The organism is Arthrobacter sp. S41, from assembly GCF_004320535.1.
Lineage (GTDB): Bacteria > Actinomycetota > Actinomycetes > Actinomycetales > Micrococcaceae > Glutamicibacter.
Genome location: NZ_SIHY01000001.1, coordinates 1,285,252 through 1,300,925, shown reverse-complemented (window position 1 = coordinate 1,300,925; position 15,674 = coordinate 1,285,252). Strand labels below are relative to the sequence as shown.

Sequence of the window (15,674 nt, the reverse complement as noted above, 5' to 3'; positions counted from 1 at the left end):
CAGAACTTACAGTATAGGCATCGTATCAGCCACGAATGACTTCGTGATCTGTTATGACGAGAAACTTTGTTTTCTGAACCAAAAAGATGGCCGATTCCGCGTTGATCCTCGGAATGGGTCCGTTAGAACCCGAAGCTCTTCATGACCTTTGGTAAGTTTTCAATCAGGCGAGAAGCGCTGACCGTTCCATCCTGAGCTGTGACTCGTCCAAGGTTTCCATGGATGACGGCTGCGCAGGCTGCCAGTTCCATGATGCGACGGTTAGGCACGGTGCGCGCGCCCTGTGTACCGGTCAGCGAGCTGTCCGAAAGCAGGTAGCCGAGGATGCCGGTAAGAACATCGCCGCTGCCCGCAGTGGCAAGCTCAGGTGCTGAATTGGAAACGACCAAGCTGGAACCGTTAGGAGCCACGATGTAGGTGGTTGGACCCTTGAGTAGCACCACAGCGTTGTAGGACAAAGCTGCCCAGCGCGTCCAGCGAACGGGATCTTGAGAAATCTCGTCCGGAGTCACCTTTACACCAGCGCGGCCAAGCAGCATCTGTAGTTCTTTAGCGTGCGGGGTCAGTACACGAGGCTGTTCACTTGGCCCGGTAGGAACAACTTCCAAACCGGATGCGTCAATGACGGCCGGCTGACGGCTCGCAAAGACTTCAGCAATCGCACCCGTTGGGGGAGTACGTCCATCTAGACCAGGGCCAATGGCCCAAGCAGAAATCTTGGCACCCTTGCCGTGAAGGTGACGGCGTGAAGAGGACAAAGCTTCTTTGATCTGATCATCATCCAGTGGCACAGATTCTGGGACAGAAACAGCAATCAATGACTGAACTGCTTCAGGTACGTGGGTGCGAAGCATGCCGACGCCACAGGAAACTGCAGCCTTGGCGGTGAGCTGGGCGGCGCCCGGGTAAAGCTCAGAACCAGCAATGAGGCCCAAGACTCCACGCTGGTACTTGTGCCGTCCAGCGTCTCGCCACGAGCGGTGCTGATCTAGCAGTTCACGGGCTGCTGCTTCATCAACCAAGCTCGTTGCCGGGGCGATGGAGGAAAAATCGAAGTCAAGGTCAGCCACGGAGATCTCTCCGGTGACCAATGGAGCGTCAAGGGTCAATAGACCCGACTTCAATCCACCAAAGGTTACGGTGCGTTCGGCACGTAGTACGTTGTCTTCTGCTTCACCGGTTTCTGGGTTCAGACCGGAAGGTACATCGCAGGCCAGTACGCGTGCGCGTGCTGGGAGCGTTGGCAGTGGGGAACCGGTGCGGTATCCCAGCCCGTAGATTGCATCGATGACTAGCGAGGCATTGGCCAGTTCGCTTTGTCCGTCAGCGAAGTCAGTCAGCGTTCCGCCAGCCTGAGTGTAGGCGGCAACGGCTTCAGCATGTACTTGCTCGCCGTACTGTAGCGCGAGTGTGGAGATGTTCTGCTGCTGTAGTTCAGCTAATGCGTAAAGGCCATCTCCACCGTTATTGCCAGGACCAATGAGTCCTACGACAAAGTCGGGTTCGGTACCCGGGGTTTCAGCCAACATTTTGGTGGCTGAAGAAGCCAATTCCGAGGCAGCTTGCTTCATTAAGGTAGCTTCACCGCGTTTGGAAATCTCTTGGGCCTCAACCCCACGAATTTGCGCAACACTGTAGACAGAGATCATAAGACAAACAATACTCAAATCAGCTGTGCGAAGCCTTATTTAGTGTCTAACGTGTCGTTATTCTTTGGGTAGAGAATACTCAGCGCTCAGCAACAACCATCGCGATAGCCATATCGCCATCGTGAGACATGGTCAGATGCCATGAAGTAATTCCTCGCAACTCGCTGGCCGCAGCCACGGAACCGGTGATGTGCACCTGGGGATCTCCGGCTTCATCCTTGCGGATCGTGCAGTCTTGCCAGTTCATTCCCACTGGTGCGCCCAGTGCCTTGGCAATGGCTTCCTTGGCAGCAAAACGGGCTGCAAGAGAACGCAGGGGAAGGACTCGTTCTTCCTCGGTAAACAGACGCTCCTTGAGGCGTGGAGTCTTTTCGAGCTGTCGGCCAAACCGTGGCACGTCAACAATGTCCACTCCGATACCTGCAATCATGCTTTCCAGTATATCGGCCGGCACTAGGGCAAATTCATTGTCATGCTGCCCCGCTTAACGACCGAGGAGTCTCGCGTTGCCCTATGGCAACGCGAGACCCCTCGGATCTGATCAATCCAGAGTGTTGTTAGGCGCTCTGGGCGATCAAAGAACTAACTTGTGCAAACAGCGGATGCTCTGGCTCCAGCCCCGTGATCGAGGAGGTGGCCTCATCCGGGCTCTGGGAAGCCAAGATCTCATGCAGGGTCACGGCCTCAGCATCATCTGGTGCGTTGAACTGCAGCGCCGCAACGATAGCTTCCGACAAGGCGGCAACCGGCATGCCACGCTCTGCTAGGTCAGCGGCTGGGCCGATGAACCGTTCGTGGCGGCTGAGCTTACGCATCGGTGCACGACCAACGCGACCCACGGTGTCCGGAAGGTGCGGGTTGGTGAAGCGGGTCAGGATCTTCTGTACATAAGCTTCCTGAACTTCCGGATCCAGACCATGCTTGGCGACCAGTAGCGCTTTGGTCTCCTGCAGTACCGCGTTGACCTTGGCAGCGATCTGTTCATTGGCCATGACGTCAGCGATTTTCTCAATGCCGGCCACGGAACCGAAGTACGCCGCACTGGCGTGTCCGGTGTTCACGGTGAACAGCTTGCGCTCAATGTACGGACCAAGATCATCAACAAAAGTGGCGCCGGGAATGACCGGCTCATTTCCATTGAATGGTGTGCGGTCAATAACCCACTCGTAGAAGGTTTCCACGGTGACATCCAGATGTGCACCGGCAGCCTGGGCCGGGACAATGCGGTCTACTGCGGTGTTGGCAAAGATCGCGCGGGTAACCAGATCTTCTTCCGAGCCTTCCCAAGCAGAAGTAATTTCCTGCTGCAGGATGTCGGTGGCGTTGATTGCGTTTTCGCAAGCCATCACGTGCAGTGGGCCAAGATCAGCCGAACGCTGAGCCAGTGCATGTGCGATGGTCGGGGCAACAAACTTCAAGATGTGGGGGCCAACCGCGGTGGTCACTAGGTCAGCGGTGGCGATTGCTTCGATGACCTCTGCTTGCTGCGAGCCAGAATTCAGGGCGCTAAAGCCGGTGACGACCTTGTCCTGTCCTTCTTGGCCTACTTCATGCACGGTGTAGCTGTCGGCAGCTGCGAGGCTGTCGATTAGTTCCGCTGCGACGTCGGCAAAAACGATCTCGTAGCCGGCTTCGTGCAGCAATAGCCCGACGAAGCCTCGACCGATGTTTCCGGCTCCAAAATGTACGGCTTTCACTTGGTGTTGACCTTTCCGAATAGATCAAGGATCTCCTGTACGGAGGTGGCCTGCTCCAACTGGGCGACCTGTTCCTTGTTGGTGAAAATCTTGGCAATAGACGAGAGGATCTTCAGGTGCTCGTTGTTGAGGCCTGCGATGCCCACAACAAACTTCACGTCCTTGCCACCCCAGTCGATACCCTGCGAGTAACGGATCACGGCGACGGCCGAGTGGTTGATGTGCTCCTTGGCCTCGTTGGTGCCGTGCGGGATGGCCAGGAAGTTACCCATGTAGGTGGAGACCGAGGTCTCGCGCTCATGCATGGCTGCAACGTAGTCTGCATCCACTGCACCACGGGCCAGCAGTAGCTGTCCTACCTCGTTGATGGCACCATCGCGTTCGGTGGCTGAACCTTCAAGAACCACACCATCGGAGTCAATGACGTTGTTGGCGCCTTGTGCCTCGGAGTCCTGAACTTCGGTAGCCTCCGGTTCGGTGTTTGCAGCAGCAACTGGAGCCGCCGCAGCCGCCGGAGCCGCCGAGGTAGCCGAATCATCCGGCGCGGTATTGCTGGTGCGAACCAGCTCTACAATCTCGTCATAGCGTGGGCTATTCATGAAGTTGTCCACCGATACGTGCGTGGCACTTTGCGTCTTGGGCTTAGCCCGGTCAGTCAGATCCTGGTGGGTCACCACAATGTCGTAGGTGTCGCTCAGGTTAGCGATGGCCGAGTTGGTGACCTTGACATCACCAAAGCCGGCTTCCTTGATCTTGTTACGCAATACCGAGGCGCCCATGGCACTTGAACCCATACCGGCGTCACAAGCGAAGACTACTGAACGGATTGGACCGGAGATTGCACCAGCGGTCACTAATGCAGAAGCAACAGAAGACTTCTTGCCCTTCATGGCTTCCATCTTGGAGGTTGCTTCGCCTAGCTCATCCCCTTCGGACTGCTTAGCAAACTTCAAGATCACGGCGGCAACAACGAAGGAAACGATCGCTGCAAACAGTACCGAAAGGGTGACCCCAAGGTAACTATCGGAGGCAGTGGCAGCGTAGATAGCCAAGATACTGCCAGGAGCAGCAGGGGAGCGTAGCCCCGCACCGGTGATGACCAAGGTGAAGACACCGGTCATGCCACCGAGGATTGGAGCCAATACGATGACTGGCTTCATCAGAACGTATGGGAAGTAAATTTCATGGATACCGCCGACAAACTGAATCAGCGCAGCACCTGGGGCTGAAGCGCGAGCCATGCCACGGCCAAAGATTGTGTAGGCAAGCAGCAGACCGAGGCCTGGGCCAGGGTTGGATTCAAGCATGAACAGCAGTGACTTGCCAGTCTGCAGTGATTCCTCGGTACCCAGCGGGGTCAAGATGCCGTGGTTGATGGCGTTGTTCAGGAACAGGATCTTGGCTGGTTCAATCAAGATGCTGGTCAGTGGCAAAAGACCATGCTGAACCAAGAAATCAACGGCAGCTGCCGCGCCCTGGCTGAAAGCCTTGACTGCTGGTCCAACCAACAGCATGCCGAAGATCGCCATGATGGCTGCGACAATACCGGCGGAGAAGTTGTTGACCAGCATCTCAAAGCCAGGCTTGATGCGGCCTTCCCAGAGTGTGTCCAACTTCTTCATGACCCAAGCGGCCAACGGGCCCATGATCATTGCGCCAATGAACATAGGGATATCGGTACCCACGATGACACCCATGGTTGCTGCGGCGCCAACAACGCCACCGCGCAAACCATGAATCGCATGTCCACCGGTGTAGCCGATGAGCAACGGCAACAAGAAGGTGATCATTGGACTTACCAGCAGCGCCAGTTTCTCGTTTGGCAGGAAGCCATCCGGGATGAACAGGGCCGTAATGAGGCCCCAAGCGATGAACGCACCGATGTTGGGCATGATCATGCCTGAGAGGAAGGTGCCAAACTTTTGGACACCGACTCTCAAGCCGGCGCGTGGTTTTTCAACCGTTTCTGTTTCCATGACTAATCCTAAGAATGTGCCCGTAGGCGGTAGTAGGTCTGGAGATGATGGGTGGTCGTGGGACTTCGAGGCTATCTGGAGGCCGAGATCCTGTGAAGCCATTCCAAGAACAGCTCAAGTTCTGAGCTGGATAACTCACTAGAGCTAGAGGACTGCAGCGCCGCATTCAAAGCAATGGCGGCAACCACGACGGAAGATTGATTGGTGGGTTCGGAGAACTGGGCGTGGGCTTCTTCATTGAACACTGCCTGAATCATGGAGTCCCGCGTCATCGTGGACAACTCCAAATTTCTTCGTTCGGCTGACTCGGCGATCAGCATTAAAGTCACACCAACGTTGGCGGCCATGATGCTGCGTGCGGCCTCTCGCGGTGGGACTTTCAACTCTCCTGCTATGGCTGCACGGTTCAACCGGTCTGCCACCAGCTGTTCAGCTTCCGCCACGATTGCCGGACGGCTCTCTGGGCGAATATTGCCAAACATCACTAAATAAAGATTTGTTTTATCAAGGCCAAACTGGACGTGGCCGTCCCAGAGGCGACGGATGTCTTCGATGGGATTGGAACCAATATCGAGGGCTCTCTCGCCTGCAAGGTACTCTTCGAATCCGGCGGTGACTACTGCATCAAATAGTCCTTCCTTGTCTTTGAAGTGGTGGTAAAGCGTTGGTGCGGTTACACCGGCGAGTTTGGTGATTTGCCGAGTCGACACCGGCTCGCTGCCTGCGTTGGCGAGCAACTCGGTAGCAGCTTGCAGCAGGCGAGTTTTTGGTGGCAACTGGTCATTGGAACCCATACGCGTTACCCTACCACTTATAGCGCTGTTATATGAAGTGAATCACATGAGCGCTCACGTGCTAAATAGCCACCGGTTGATTCAAGGCTGAGATGTCTTTGAAAATCAACTAACGATCAAAGGAAAAAGATGATTGAACGTACCGCCACCATCGGCAGTCGAGTCGGTTTGCACGCACGCCCTGCCGCGATCTTCGCAGAGGCCGCCAGCGACTATGATTTCGAAATCACCATTGCCCGCGAAGGCGAACCAGCTGAAGACGCCGGGGATGCCAGCAGCATTCTGACGCTGATGGGATTGGGCGCTGAGCACGGGGAAGTAGTGGTGCTACGCAGCGAAGATGCCGGTGCCGCAGAAGCTCTCGAAACGTTGGCCTCAGTTCTCGAAACTGACCACGACGCCAGCTAGAAGTATCGCTTCGAGAATTGTGAGTTAACAGCGAAAAGTCCACACCAAGATGGTGTGGACCTTTCGCGTGGGATGGTGCGTGGATTACTCCACGGTTACCGACTTAGCCAAGTTACGTGGCTGATCAACGTCGTAGCCCTTTGCCGAAGCTAGCTCGCAAGCGAACAGCTGCAGTGGAACGGTGGTCAACAGTGGCATCAGCAGGGTTGGGGTCTCCGGTACGTAGAAGACGAACTCTGCATATGCGCGTACGTCCTCATCGCCGGACTCCGCGATAACCAAGGTGTTAGCGCCACGGGCGCGAACTTCCTGGATGTTGGAGACAACCTTGGAGTGCAGGGAGTCGCGGCCACGTGGGGAAGGAACCACCACGAAGACCGGCTGGTCCTGCTCGATCAGGGCGATCGGTCCGTGCTTCAGCTCGCCGGCGGCGAAACCTTCAGCGTGGATGTAGGCGATTTCCTTGAGCTTCAAGGCGCCTTCCATTGCTACTGGGTAGCCAACGTGGCGACCCAGGAACAATACCGATGGAACCTGTGCCATCTTGCGTGCAACAGACTTGATCTCTTCGCCGCGGTCCAGGATGTCCTGGATCTTGGCAGGGATCTTGCCGAGGTCAGCAAGGATGTCCTTGATCTGACCCTGGAACAGGTTGCCGCGCAACTGTGCCAAGTACAGGCCCAGCAGGTAGGTTGCGGTGATCTGAGCCAAGAATGCCTTGGTGGAAGCCACTGCGATTTCCGGACCAGCGTGGGTGTACAGCGCTGCATCGGATTCACGTGGGATGGTGGACCCGTTGGTGTTACAGATGGACAGGGTCTTAGCGCCCTGTTCCTTGGCGTAACGAACAGCCATCAGAGTATCCATGGTCTCGCCGGACTGGGAGATGGAAACAATCAGGGTGTTCTCGTCAACGATTGGTTCGCGGTAGCGGAACTCGTGGGAGAGCTCTACCTCAACTGGGATTCGGCACCAAGACTCAATTGCGTACTTAGCTACAGAACCGGCGTAAGCGCTGGTACCGCAGGCAAGAACAACAATCTTGGAAATCTTAGCCAGTTCCTCTGGAGAGATACGCAACTCATCAAGGGTTAGACGGCCATTAGCGTCTGAACGTCCCAAGAGGGTATCTGCCACAGCGGCAGGCTGGTCATAGATTTCTTTTTCCATGAAAGAGGCGAAGCCGCCCTTTTCAGCGCTGGCTGCATCCCAGTCAACGGTGAATTCTTTACCTTCAGCAGGGTTGCCCTGGAAGTCTGTAATGGTGTGAGTATCTGGGGTAATGGTGACAATCTGGTCCTGGCCCAGTTCCACAGCACGACGGGTGAAGTCGATGAAGCCGGAAACGTCTGAACCGAGGAAGTTCTCCCCGTCGCCCAAGCCAAGAACCAATGGCGAGTTACGGCGCGCAGCCACAACAACACCTGGGTGGTCCTCGTGGACTGCCAACAAGGTGAAGGCACCTTCAAGGCGGGCTACTGCAAGCTGCATGGCAAGGGTCAAGTCGCCTGCTGCTTCAGTGGTGTAGAGCTTACCCAGCAGGGCAGCTGCTACTTCGGTGTCGGTTTCAGAAAGGAACGTGGCGCCTTCGGCAACCAGTTCAGCCTTGATTCCGGCGAAGTTCTCAATAATTCCGTTGTGGATCATGGCGAGCTTGCCACCATCGGCTAGGTGTGGGTGGGCGTTGCCATCACTCGGCCCACCGTGGGTTGCCCAACGCGTGTGTCCAATGCCAGTCATTGACTTAGGCAATGGAGCTTCAGCAATTTCATTTTCGAGGTTAGCCAGCTTGCCGGCCTTCTTCCGAGAATGAATAGCGCCATCGGCAACAACTGCGACACCAGCCGAGTCGTAACCGCGGTATTCCAATCGACGCAAACCTTCAATTAGAACGTCGAGGGCGTCGTGGTCGACAACTCGGCTCGAGGTTCCTGCATATCCAACAATTCCGCACATGAGCAAAATCTTACCGGGTCAAACCCTTTCGATGGGAATATTCGTGTTTGAGCACTCAATAATTGCTATGGGATCTGCCACTAGCAGTAAGAAATACAGGTCCAGCAAGTTGGTAGTGCGACCCCTTAATTGGGATGTAGAGCATATTCTTGGCAGAATTTGACCTCGTGGAACCACACGGAACACTTGAAACACCCATCTCGCCTTTTGTTGATCTTGAGCGCGAGACCTGGGCGCGGCTGTCTGACCAGATGGAACAGCCACTAAACATTGCTGACATTGAACGGCTTCGTGGCCTTGGTGATGAACTGGACCTCCAAGAGGTCCGGGACGTCTACCTGCCCCTGAGCCGCCTGTTGTATCTCTACGTCGAAGGCGCCGGAGCGACTCATCAGGCAACAACTACATTCCTTGGTGAACAGACCACGCGCACTCCATTTGTTATTGGTGTGGCTGGCTCTGTAGCTGTAGGTAAATCAACCACCGCTCGCGTGTTGCAGGAAATGCTGCGCCGCTGGCCACAGACTCCTGACGTTCAATTGATTACCACTGACGGATTCCTGTACCCCAACGCAGAGCTTGAACGCCGTGGGATCATGCACCGCAAGGGTTTCCCTGAGTCTTATGACCGTCGCGCGTTGCTGAGGTTTGTCTCAGCCGTGAAGTCGGGTGTGCCTGAAGTTAGTACGCCGGTGTATTCACACCTGACTTATGACATCATCCCGGGGGAGCGCAACGTAGTTCGCCGCCCGCAGGTTTTGATTGTTGAAGGCCTGAACGTGTTGCAGCCGGCACGTACCCGTTCCGATGGAACGGTGGGTCTAGCGCTGAGTGACTTCTTTGATTTCTCCGTTTACGTTGATGCCCGCACCAGCAACATTGAAGAGTGGTACATCAACCGCTTCATGCGTCTGCGTTCCGGTGCCTTCGCGGATCCGGCCAGCTACTTCCACAAGTACTCGCTGCTGACCGACGACGAGGCGCGTGAGACAGCTCATGGAATCTGGAAACGGATCAATGAGCCAAATTTGAAAGAAAATGTCTTGCCTACTCGCGGGCGCGCCCAGCTAGTTCTGCGCAAATCCGCGGATCACTCGGTGCGACGTATGCTTTTGCGCAAAATTTAGCCTGAAATTATTCGGATGGAGAATATACGCGCGGGAAGCGTAACCTGAGAGTTTGCCGAATTAATCGATTTCATCTGGAGATTTGCACTTGATCCTGTGCTACTCCTGTGTATGCTCTAAACATGCTTAAAGGTTTCCGCGATTTTATTATGAAGGGCAACGTTGTCGATCTGGCCGTTGCTGTTGTGATCGGCGCTGCCTTCGGCGCCGTAGTTACCGCCCTTGTTGACAACATTCTGATGCCGCTTATCGCTGCATTGGTGGGCTCCCCAAACTTCGACAGCTTCCTGCTGCTGAACATCAACGGTGTTGACATCAAGTTTGGTGTCTTCCTGACCGCACTTGTTAACTTCCTGCTGATCGCTGCTGCTGTTTACTTCGCATTGGTACTGCCAATGCAGAAGGTCAATGAAAAGCTCGCAGCTCGTCGAGGCCTGACCGAAGAAGAGGTCGAGGAAGAGCCAGACCCACAGCTGGCTATCCTGGAGCAGATTCGCGACGAACTGAAGAACCTGCGCTAAACGATCCACGCAACCGTTTCCTAAGGGACGGATTGAAGCATCAACAGATGCTTCAATCCGTCCCTTCTAGCTTTAACTCATCAATGTGCTGTACTGCGCAAGAGACATCACAGCAACCCAGAGGGAAAAGTGGGAAGATATATACGTGAACTCTGAAGCGCTTGAAGAAAGCAACGTGACAACTAGTACCGAGAATGCGCAGAGCAACGGATTTGAACGCCGAGCAATTATTGACTTGTCGGCTATCCGTAACAACGTCAAGCAAATCTCTGACGTAGTAGCTCCAGCAGCAGTGATGGCCGTTGTTAAAGCAGACGCCTACGGCCACGGCGCTATCCCAGTAGCCAAAGCAGCAGTCGACGGTGGGGCAAGCTGGCTTGGCTGTGCCCACGTCACTGAGGCCCTGGTTTTACGCGAAGCGGGACTCGAAGCGCCAATCCTTGCTTGGCTCCACACCGAAGACACACCATTTAAAGCCGCCATTGCTGCCGGTCTTGATCTTGGTGTCTCCGGCTGGGAACTAGAACGCGTCGCTGTCGCTGCACGCTGCGTACAAACCCCAGCACGTATTCATCTGAAGATTGACACCGGACTGGGACGTAACGGATCCACTATGGACGCGTTCCCGGATCTGCTCAATCGCGCCAACGCTTTCCAGGAAGAAGGATTGCTTCGCGTCGTTGGACTGTTCTCTCACCTCGCGGTGGCAGATGAACCAGAGCGCCCAGAAACCGATGAACAGCTAGCCCTGTTTAGCAAAGCTATTGAGATGGTCGAAGCAGCCGGATTTGATCTAGAAGTCCGCCACATTGCCAATACTCCTGCCATCCTCTCGCGCCCAGATGCACACCACGACATGGTGCGCTTAGGCCTTGGACTGTATGGCCTGAGTCCTTTTGAGAGTGATTCACCCGAGAGTTTGGGACTGCGACCAGCAATGAAGGTGGTCACCCGCGTAGCCAACGTGAAAAAGGTACACGCCGGTCAAGGAGTCTCCTACGGATTGAATTATAAGACCGAAGGTGAGACCTACCTCGGTCTAATTCCCATGGGCTATGCGGATGGCTTGCCACGCATTGCTACCGGAGCACCCGTCACCGTCAAAGGTCGTAGCTATCCAGTACGGGGGCGTATTGCCATGGATCAGTGCGTTATCGATCTCGGAGCAGACATTGATCCAGACGATTTCTTGGGGGCAGAAGCCATTATCTTCGGCGAGGGCGGACAATCGGTGAACACCTGGGCACACGCAGCTAACACCATTAATTATGAAGTTGTCACTCGGGTCTCCCCACGCGTACCTCGCTACTACGTTGAAGGTAGCTGGGGTGAAGCTGGTGAGTAAGGCCAATCAGGAATTTACCTGCCAGCTGACTGACCTGGCTCACACTGAAGCTCTGGGACAGGCACTGGGGGAGCAGCTGATCGCTGGTGACCTTGTGATCCTTACTGGCGCTTTAGGTGCAGGGAAGACCACACTCACCCAGTCGTTGGGTATCGGGCTAAATGTTCGCGAAGGAATCATCTCTCCGACTTTTGTCTTGGCTCGTCAGCACCCGTCGTTGGGTGAGGGACCGACGCTGATTCATGTTGATGCCTATCGACTGAAGGACCAGAATGACGTGGACACCCTAGACTTAGAATCCACCTTGGCTGAATCAGTCACCGTTGTTGAATGGGGTCTTGGCAAAGTGGAGCACCTAACTGACTCTCGGTTAGAAATCACCCTGGACCGTGAGGTCAATACCGCAGCCGTAGAGAATCCGTGGGAAGAATCCGAAGAAGAAGTGGATGAACCTAGAGAGTTCACGCTCAAAGCCATCGGCCCACGCTGGGACTCAGAAAACTTTGCTCAGCTGAAAGACAACCTGCGCTCTGCTATCAACGCGCAGCGCACCGGAGAGAAGCATGCCTAACTATCTGTCCATCGATACCTCTGCGCATACCTCGGTAGCACTGGTCGATTCCACTACTGGTTCAGTTATCGCCCAGAAAACGTCACCCAAGGGCAATGACCAAACTGAAACACTGGCTGTCTACGTGCGAGAACTACTGACTGACAACAATGACGAAGGCAAGAATCTCGCCGGAATCTTCGTTGGCGTTGGCCCCGGTCCATATACTGGACTTCGTGCGGGACTTGTTGCGGCGCGGACCTTCGGATTTGTATGGAACGTCCCGGTGCATGGCGTAATGTCCCTCCATGCGCTCGCCGAACACGTGAAGCAAGAGGCAAACGTACCTGAGGAATTTATCGTTGCTTCGGACGCGCGGCGCAAGGAAGTCTACTGGGCCCGGTACAAACAGAACGGTGACATCCTTGACGGACCACGTGTTGCTGCGGCCTCAACACTTCCCTCGCTGCCGGTCTACGGCGTAGGCGCGGGTCTGTACCAAGAGCAGCTTCAAGAAGCCGGCGCTAAAGCACAAGAGCAGTCCTTTGACTGGATTGCAGATGCCGCCAATCTGGCCCAGCGGGGAATCGCAGATCTGTCCGCGGGCAAAGACCTGTCCAATACTGCGCCGCAGTATTTGCGTGAGTCTGACGCGCAGGTCCCAGCATTCATGAAGCAGGCAAAAGCATGAGCCTGACCCTTCGCGAGATGACTGTCAGTGATATCCCTGAAGTCCACAAGCTAGAAACTGAACTGTTCCCAGAAGATGCATGGCCACTAGCTGCCTTTGAGTCAGAACTGGCACAAAGCGAAACTCGCAATTACTGGGTTTACGTGAGCGAAGGCAAAGTTGTTGGCTACGCCGGGCTGTGCACCGTCTTGCCTATCAGCGACGTCCAGACCATTGCCATTAGTCCGCAATTCCAAGGGCAGGGCCTTGGCCGTAAACTTCTAACGCTGCTGGTTGAGACGGCTAAGGAACGAAACGCATTAGATGTCATGCTGGAAGTACGTTTTGATAATCCAACAGCTATTGCACTGTATGAATCAATGGGATTCGTAACCATTCATCGACGTGTGGGCTACTACAAAGGTGGCGTTGACGCATTGATCATGAGACTGCAATTGGATGCCCTGCAGGGACAAGAGGAAGACAACAAAGCATGAGCACCACCGAACCAATTGTTTTAGGCATTGAATCTTCATGTGATGAAACCGGTGTGGGCATTGTGCGTGGTAATCGCCTCTTGGCCAATGCGGTATCTAGCTCCATGGATGAGCACGTACGTTTTGGCGGAGTGATTCCTGAGATTGCTGCCCGTGCACACCTTGAGGCCTTCGTTCCAACTCTGCAGTCTGCTCTTGATACCGCAGAGCTGACTCTTGATGACATTGACGCTATTGCCGTAACCAGTGGCCCAGGGCTAGCTGGAGCGCTGATGGTGGGTGTCTCGGCTGCCAAGGCCTTAGCACTGGCTACCGGCAAGCCACTGTATGGAATTAACCACTTGGTGGCGCATGTTGGTGTGGGTGTTCTTGAAGGGACCATTCTTCCGCCAACCTTCGGTGCCTTGCTGGTCTCGGGTGGGCATACTGAAATCTTGAAGGTCACCTCGTTGACCAATGATGTGCAGCTACTTGGCTCTACCATTGATGACGCTGCCGGCGAAGCTTACGACAAGACCGCACGACTGCTAGGTCTGGGCTACCCGGGTGGACCTGCCATCGATAAGGCAGCCAAGGATGGTGACCGCAAGGCATTCCGATTCCCGCGTGGATTGACCCTGCCCAAGTTTGTAGGCAGCGAAGAGAACCCAGGCAAGCACCGCCATAACTTCTCATTCTCTGGATTGAAGACTGCAGTGGCTCGCTGTGTAGAACACTTCGAAGCCAACGGTGAAGATATCCCTGTGGCTGACATTGCCGCTTCCTTCCAAGAAGCAGTTGTTGACGTAATTACGTCTAAGGCTGTCCGGGCAATGCAGGAGCACGGTTTGAAGACTGTACTTCTGGGCGGGGGAGTCGCAGCGAACACTCGACTGCGAGAATTACTTGCTGCTCGCTGCGCTTCTGCGGGCTTCACCTTGGTCGTGCCACCATTTAGCCTTTGCACTGACAACGGTGGAATGGTTGCTGCGCTCGGAGCTCAGCTGGTTGCTGACGGTGTTGCTCCTTCGGGACTGGACTTTGCTACCGATTCTTCGCAGCCGGTGACGCAGATTGTTCTGTCTGCCAATAAGTAGGTTCTTCCGGAGCTTAGGGCAGCGGTAGTTTCTGAGAGGGTGGCTAGCCGTGCGTTCGGAAGCAACCGCTGTCATGTACCTGCTGCGAGACTGTTGACTGTGTCCACCAATGCTTTCGCCCATAAACTGGCAATCGAATTGTCCCGGTGCAATGCGGTGAACTGTAGCCTATGGTGATGTCGCGAGCTGAGTCAGTCGGGTTGGGACGATAAGGAGCAATAATCGGAAAACTGCAAACAAAAGTTCGACGTGATGCAATTATCGAGATCACACCGAGTAAACGGACAAGAGTTACGACCTTGCTATATCTGACAAAGAGTCACCGTACGCTTCGACCTAACTCTGAGATTGTTTCCCCGGATCCGCTGCAAATTCAAAGGCCCAACGTTCAACTTCATCGAGTGCGATCGGACGATTAGGAGAAGACGCAGCCTCACTCATACGAGTCAATTCTTCGAGCACGGCGCTGTAGCGTTTTACACCGTATTTGAACGCACGGGGCTTCATTTGGAACCAGTCGTCTCCGGTCACCGCATATAACGTTGCCAATACTCGACTATCTACGATTGCAGCCGGATGTGCCGGGGCACCGCCACCAGCGGCATACAGGAATTTTGTGGTGAAATTAGGGCCAAGATATGGGATCGCGTTCCTATTCCGCGGATGGAGAATTTCAAAAGCTTTCAGCGGATCGGATTGAGCTAAAGCAGCGGCTTCGTTCAATACGCGCTTCGCATTCGGGAGATCAGCTTGCACACTCATGATTCGACGGCGGTTATTTCTATTGCTCGCGCCAGTTCCCCAAGCCAGAGTATGCCACAGCAATCTCAGTGCCGAATCACCTGTCGAATCTTCGCGTGCATCAGCTGCCAGTTCGAAGAGTGTTCCCCTCGTAATTGAAATACTGTTGCCGGTAACCGACTGTCCGATAAGTGGCATTCCTGGCAAATCGGAAAAACCTTCCCAAAAGCGCAAAGGCACGGAAACATTGTGATCGTGAATGATTTCTTTTCTGCTTCTAGTGCCAACCCAAGCAGTAATAAGCGACGTCGTATCCATGTTCACAGAGTAATGCACGGCTAGGACACTTTGGATTCGAATACCTCGAGTCCTTGCAAATAGGTAAAGTTTTCTCGACTATCGAGAAAGTTCATCGAGAGTCACTCGAAAATTGCGTATTCTTGTTTGGAAGGATTTGAGGAATTCTTGAACCGTTTGTAGTTCGTATTGCTGCTCTGAGGTCATTATCGATTCGTACTCGTCAGACCAATCGGCCTAATGGTACCAAGACTCGTCATTAATTATTTTGTCTCCCAAGCTAAGCATCTGATCCAGAAAATTTGCGGTCCAGCTAGCAATAGGATGTATGCCTTGCGCATCGAGAAGTCCTAAGCCTCCTACTATGGAG

General features: G+C 54.5%; 15 protein-coding genes. 8 read left to right on the top strand and 7 right to left on the bottom strand.

Going from position 1 to position 15,674, the window contains the following annotated elements; translation table 11 throughout:
- Positions 1-122 precede the first annotated feature (122 nt).
- From EYR88_RS05910 to EYR88_RS05890, 5 genes are all read right to left on the bottom strand, one after another.
- Complete coding sequence (locus EYR88_RS05910; protein WP_131088759.1) at positions 123-1,649, bottom strand: NAD(P)H-hydrate dehydratase; 1,527 nt, start codon at positions 1,647-1,649, stop codon at positions 123-125.
- A 79-nt stretch (positions 1,650-1,728) separates the two neighbouring features.
- Complete coding sequence (locus EYR88_RS05905) at positions 1,729-2,079, bottom strand: holo-ACP synthase (RefSeq protein ID WP_131088758.1); 351 nt, start codon at positions 2,077-2,079, stop codon at positions 1,729-1,731.
- A 127-nt stretch (positions 2,080-2,206) separates the two neighbouring features.
- Positions 2,207-3,346, bottom strand: coding sequence for a mannitol-1-phosphate 5-dehydrogenase (locus EYR88_RS05900; RefSeq protein ID WP_131088757.1), 1,140 nt, complete (start codon positions 3,344-3,346; stop codon positions 2,207-2,209).
- Positions 3,343-5,322, bottom strand: a complete 1,980-nt coding sequence (locus tag EYR88_RS05895; RefSeq protein WP_131088756.1) for a PTS mannitol transporter subunit IICBA — start codon at positions 5,320-5,322, stop codon at positions 3,343-3,345. The genes EYR88_RS05900 and EYR88_RS05895 overlap by 4 nt, the downstream gene beginning before the upstream one ends.
- 71 nt (positions 5,323-5,393) lie before the next feature.
- Positions 5,394-6,116, bottom strand: a complete 723-nt coding sequence (locus EYR88_RS05890; protein WP_131088755.1) for a TetR/AcrR family transcriptional regulator — start codon at positions 6,114-6,116, stop codon at positions 5,394-5,396.
- A 129-nt stretch (positions 6,117-6,245) separates the two neighbouring features.
- On the opposite strand from EYR88_RS05890, the gene EYR88_RS05885 reads away from it, so the two are divergent.
- Positions 6,246-6,524, top strand: a complete 279-nt coding sequence (locus tag EYR88_RS05885) for an HPr family phosphocarrier protein (protein WP_131088754.1) — start codon at positions 6,246-6,248, stop codon at positions 6,522-6,524.
- An 84-nt stretch (positions 6,525-6,608) separates the two neighbouring features.
- Here EYR88_RS05885 and glmS read toward each other — a convergent pair whose 3' ends face one another.
- Positions 6,609-8,480: a glutamine--fructose-6-phosphate transaminase (isomerizing) gene (gene glmS / locus EYR88_RS05880; protein ID WP_131088753.1), complete on the bottom strand. Its 1,872-nt coding sequence runs from the start codon at positions 8,478-8,480 to the stop codon at positions 6,609-6,611.
- A 167-nt stretch (positions 8,481-8,647) separates the two neighbouring features.
- On the opposite strand from glmS, the gene coaA reads away from it, so the two are divergent.
- The 7 genes from coaA to tsaD all read left to right on the top strand — a co-directional run bounded on the left by coaA (position 8,648) and on the right by tsaD (position 14,266).
- The gene (coaA, locus tag EYR88_RS05875) at positions 8,648-9,607 is read left to right on the top strand and encodes a type I pantothenate kinase (RefSeq protein WP_131089805.1); all 960 of its coding nucleotides are present in this window, start codon (positions 8,648-8,650) and stop codon (positions 9,605-9,607) included.
- A 122-nt stretch (positions 9,608-9,729) separates the two neighbouring features.
- A complete protein-coding gene (mscL, locus tag EYR88_RS05870; RefSeq protein WP_131088752.1) occupies positions 9,730-10,128 on the top strand; it encodes a large conductance mechanosensitive channel protein MscL in 399 nt (132 codons plus the stop codon).
- 175 nt (positions 10,129-10,303) lie between these two features.
- Positions 10,304-11,473: an alanine racemase gene (gene alr / locus EYR88_RS05865; protein ID WP_242632470.1), complete on the top strand. Its 1,170-nt coding sequence runs from the start codon at positions 10,304-10,306 to the stop codon at positions 11,471-11,473.
- Positions 11,466-12,044, top strand: a complete 579-nt coding sequence (tsaE, locus tag EYR88_RS05860; RefSeq protein WP_242632469.1) for a tRNA (adenosine(37)-N6)-threonylcarbamoyltransferase complex ATPase subunit type 1 TsaE — start codon at positions 11,466-11,468, stop codon at positions 12,042-12,044. Before alr ends, tsaE begins: the two co-directional genes overlap by 8 nt.
- Positions 12,037-12,714: a tRNA (adenosine(37)-N6)-threonylcarbamoyltransferase complex dimerization subunit type 1 TsaB gene (gene tsaB / locus EYR88_RS05855; RefSeq protein ID WP_131088749.1), complete on the top strand. Its 678-nt coding sequence runs from the start codon at positions 12,037-12,039 to the stop codon at positions 12,712-12,714. The genes tsaE and tsaB overlap by 8 nt, the downstream gene beginning before the upstream one ends.
- The gene (gene rimI / locus EYR88_RS05850) at positions 12,711-13,190 is read left to right on the top strand and encodes a ribosomal protein S18-alanine N-acetyltransferase (protein WP_131088748.1); all 480 of its coding nucleotides are present in this window, start codon (positions 12,711-12,713) and stop codon (positions 13,188-13,190) included. The genes tsaB and rimI overlap by 4 nt, the downstream gene beginning before the upstream one ends.
- Positions 13,187-14,266, top strand: a complete 1,080-nt coding sequence (gene tsaD / locus EYR88_RS05845; RefSeq protein ID WP_131088747.1) for a tRNA (adenosine(37)-N6)-threonylcarbamoyltransferase complex transferase subunit TsaD — start codon at positions 13,187-13,189, stop codon at positions 14,264-14,266. The genes rimI and tsaD overlap by 4 nt, the downstream gene beginning before the upstream one ends.
- Before the next feature lie 336 nt (positions 14,267-14,602).
- On the opposite strand, the gene EYR88_RS05840 is transcribed toward tsaD, so the two are convergent.
- A complete protein-coding gene (locus EYR88_RS05840) occupies positions 14,603-15,325 on the bottom strand; it encodes a hypothetical protein (protein ID WP_131088746.1) in 723 nt (240 codons plus the stop codon).
- Between the last annotated feature and the right edge of the window lie 349 nt (positions 15,326-15,674).

What these genes read in the sequence shown, in the direction of transcription:
- EYR88_RS05910 (WP_131088759.1), bottom strand. Translation starts at nt 1,649, where the DNA reads ATGATCTCTGTCTACAGTGTTGCGCAAATTCGTGGGGTTGAGGCCCAA.
- EYR88_RS05905 (WP_131088758.1), bottom strand. Translation starts at nt 2,079, where the DNA reads ATGATTGCAGGTATCGGAGTGGACATTGTTGACGTGCCACGGTTTGGC.
- EYR88_RS05895 (WP_131088756.1), bottom strand. Translation starts at nt 5,322, where the DNA reads ATGGAAACAGAAACGGTTGAAAAACCACGCGCCGGCTTGAGAGTCGGT.
- EYR88_RS05890 (WP_131088755.1), bottom strand. Translation starts at nt 6,116, where the DNA reads ATGGGTTCCAATGACCAGTTGCCACCAAAAACTCGCCTGCTGCAAGCT.
- EYR88_RS05885 (WP_131088754.1), top strand. Translation starts at nt 6,246, where the DNA reads ATGATTGAACGTACCGCCACCATCGGCAGTCGAGTCGGTTTGCACGCA.
- glmS (WP_131088753.1), bottom strand. Translation starts at nt 8,480, where the DNA reads ATGTGCGGAATTGTTGGATATGCAGGAACCTCGAGCCGAGTTGTCGAC.
- mscL (WP_131088752.1), top strand. Translation starts at nt 9,730, where the DNA reads ATGCTTAAAGGTTTCCGCGATTTTATTATGAAGGGCAACGTTGTCGAT.
- tsaB (WP_131088749.1), top strand. Translation starts at nt 12,037, where the DNA reads ATGCCTAACTATCTGTCCATCGATACCTCTGCGCATACCTCGGTAGCA.
- rimI (WP_131088748.1), top strand. Translation starts at nt 12,711, where the DNA reads ATGAGCCTGACCCTTCGCGAGATGACTGTCAGTGATATCCCTGAAGTC.
- tsaD (WP_131088747.1), top strand. Translation starts at nt 13,187, where the DNA reads ATGAGCACCACCGAACCAATTGTTTTAGGCATTGAATCTTCATGTGAT.
- EYR88_RS05840 (WP_131088746.1), bottom strand. Translation starts at nt 15,325, where the DNA reads ATGGATACGACGTCGCTTATTACTGCTTGGGTTGGCACTAGAAGCAGA.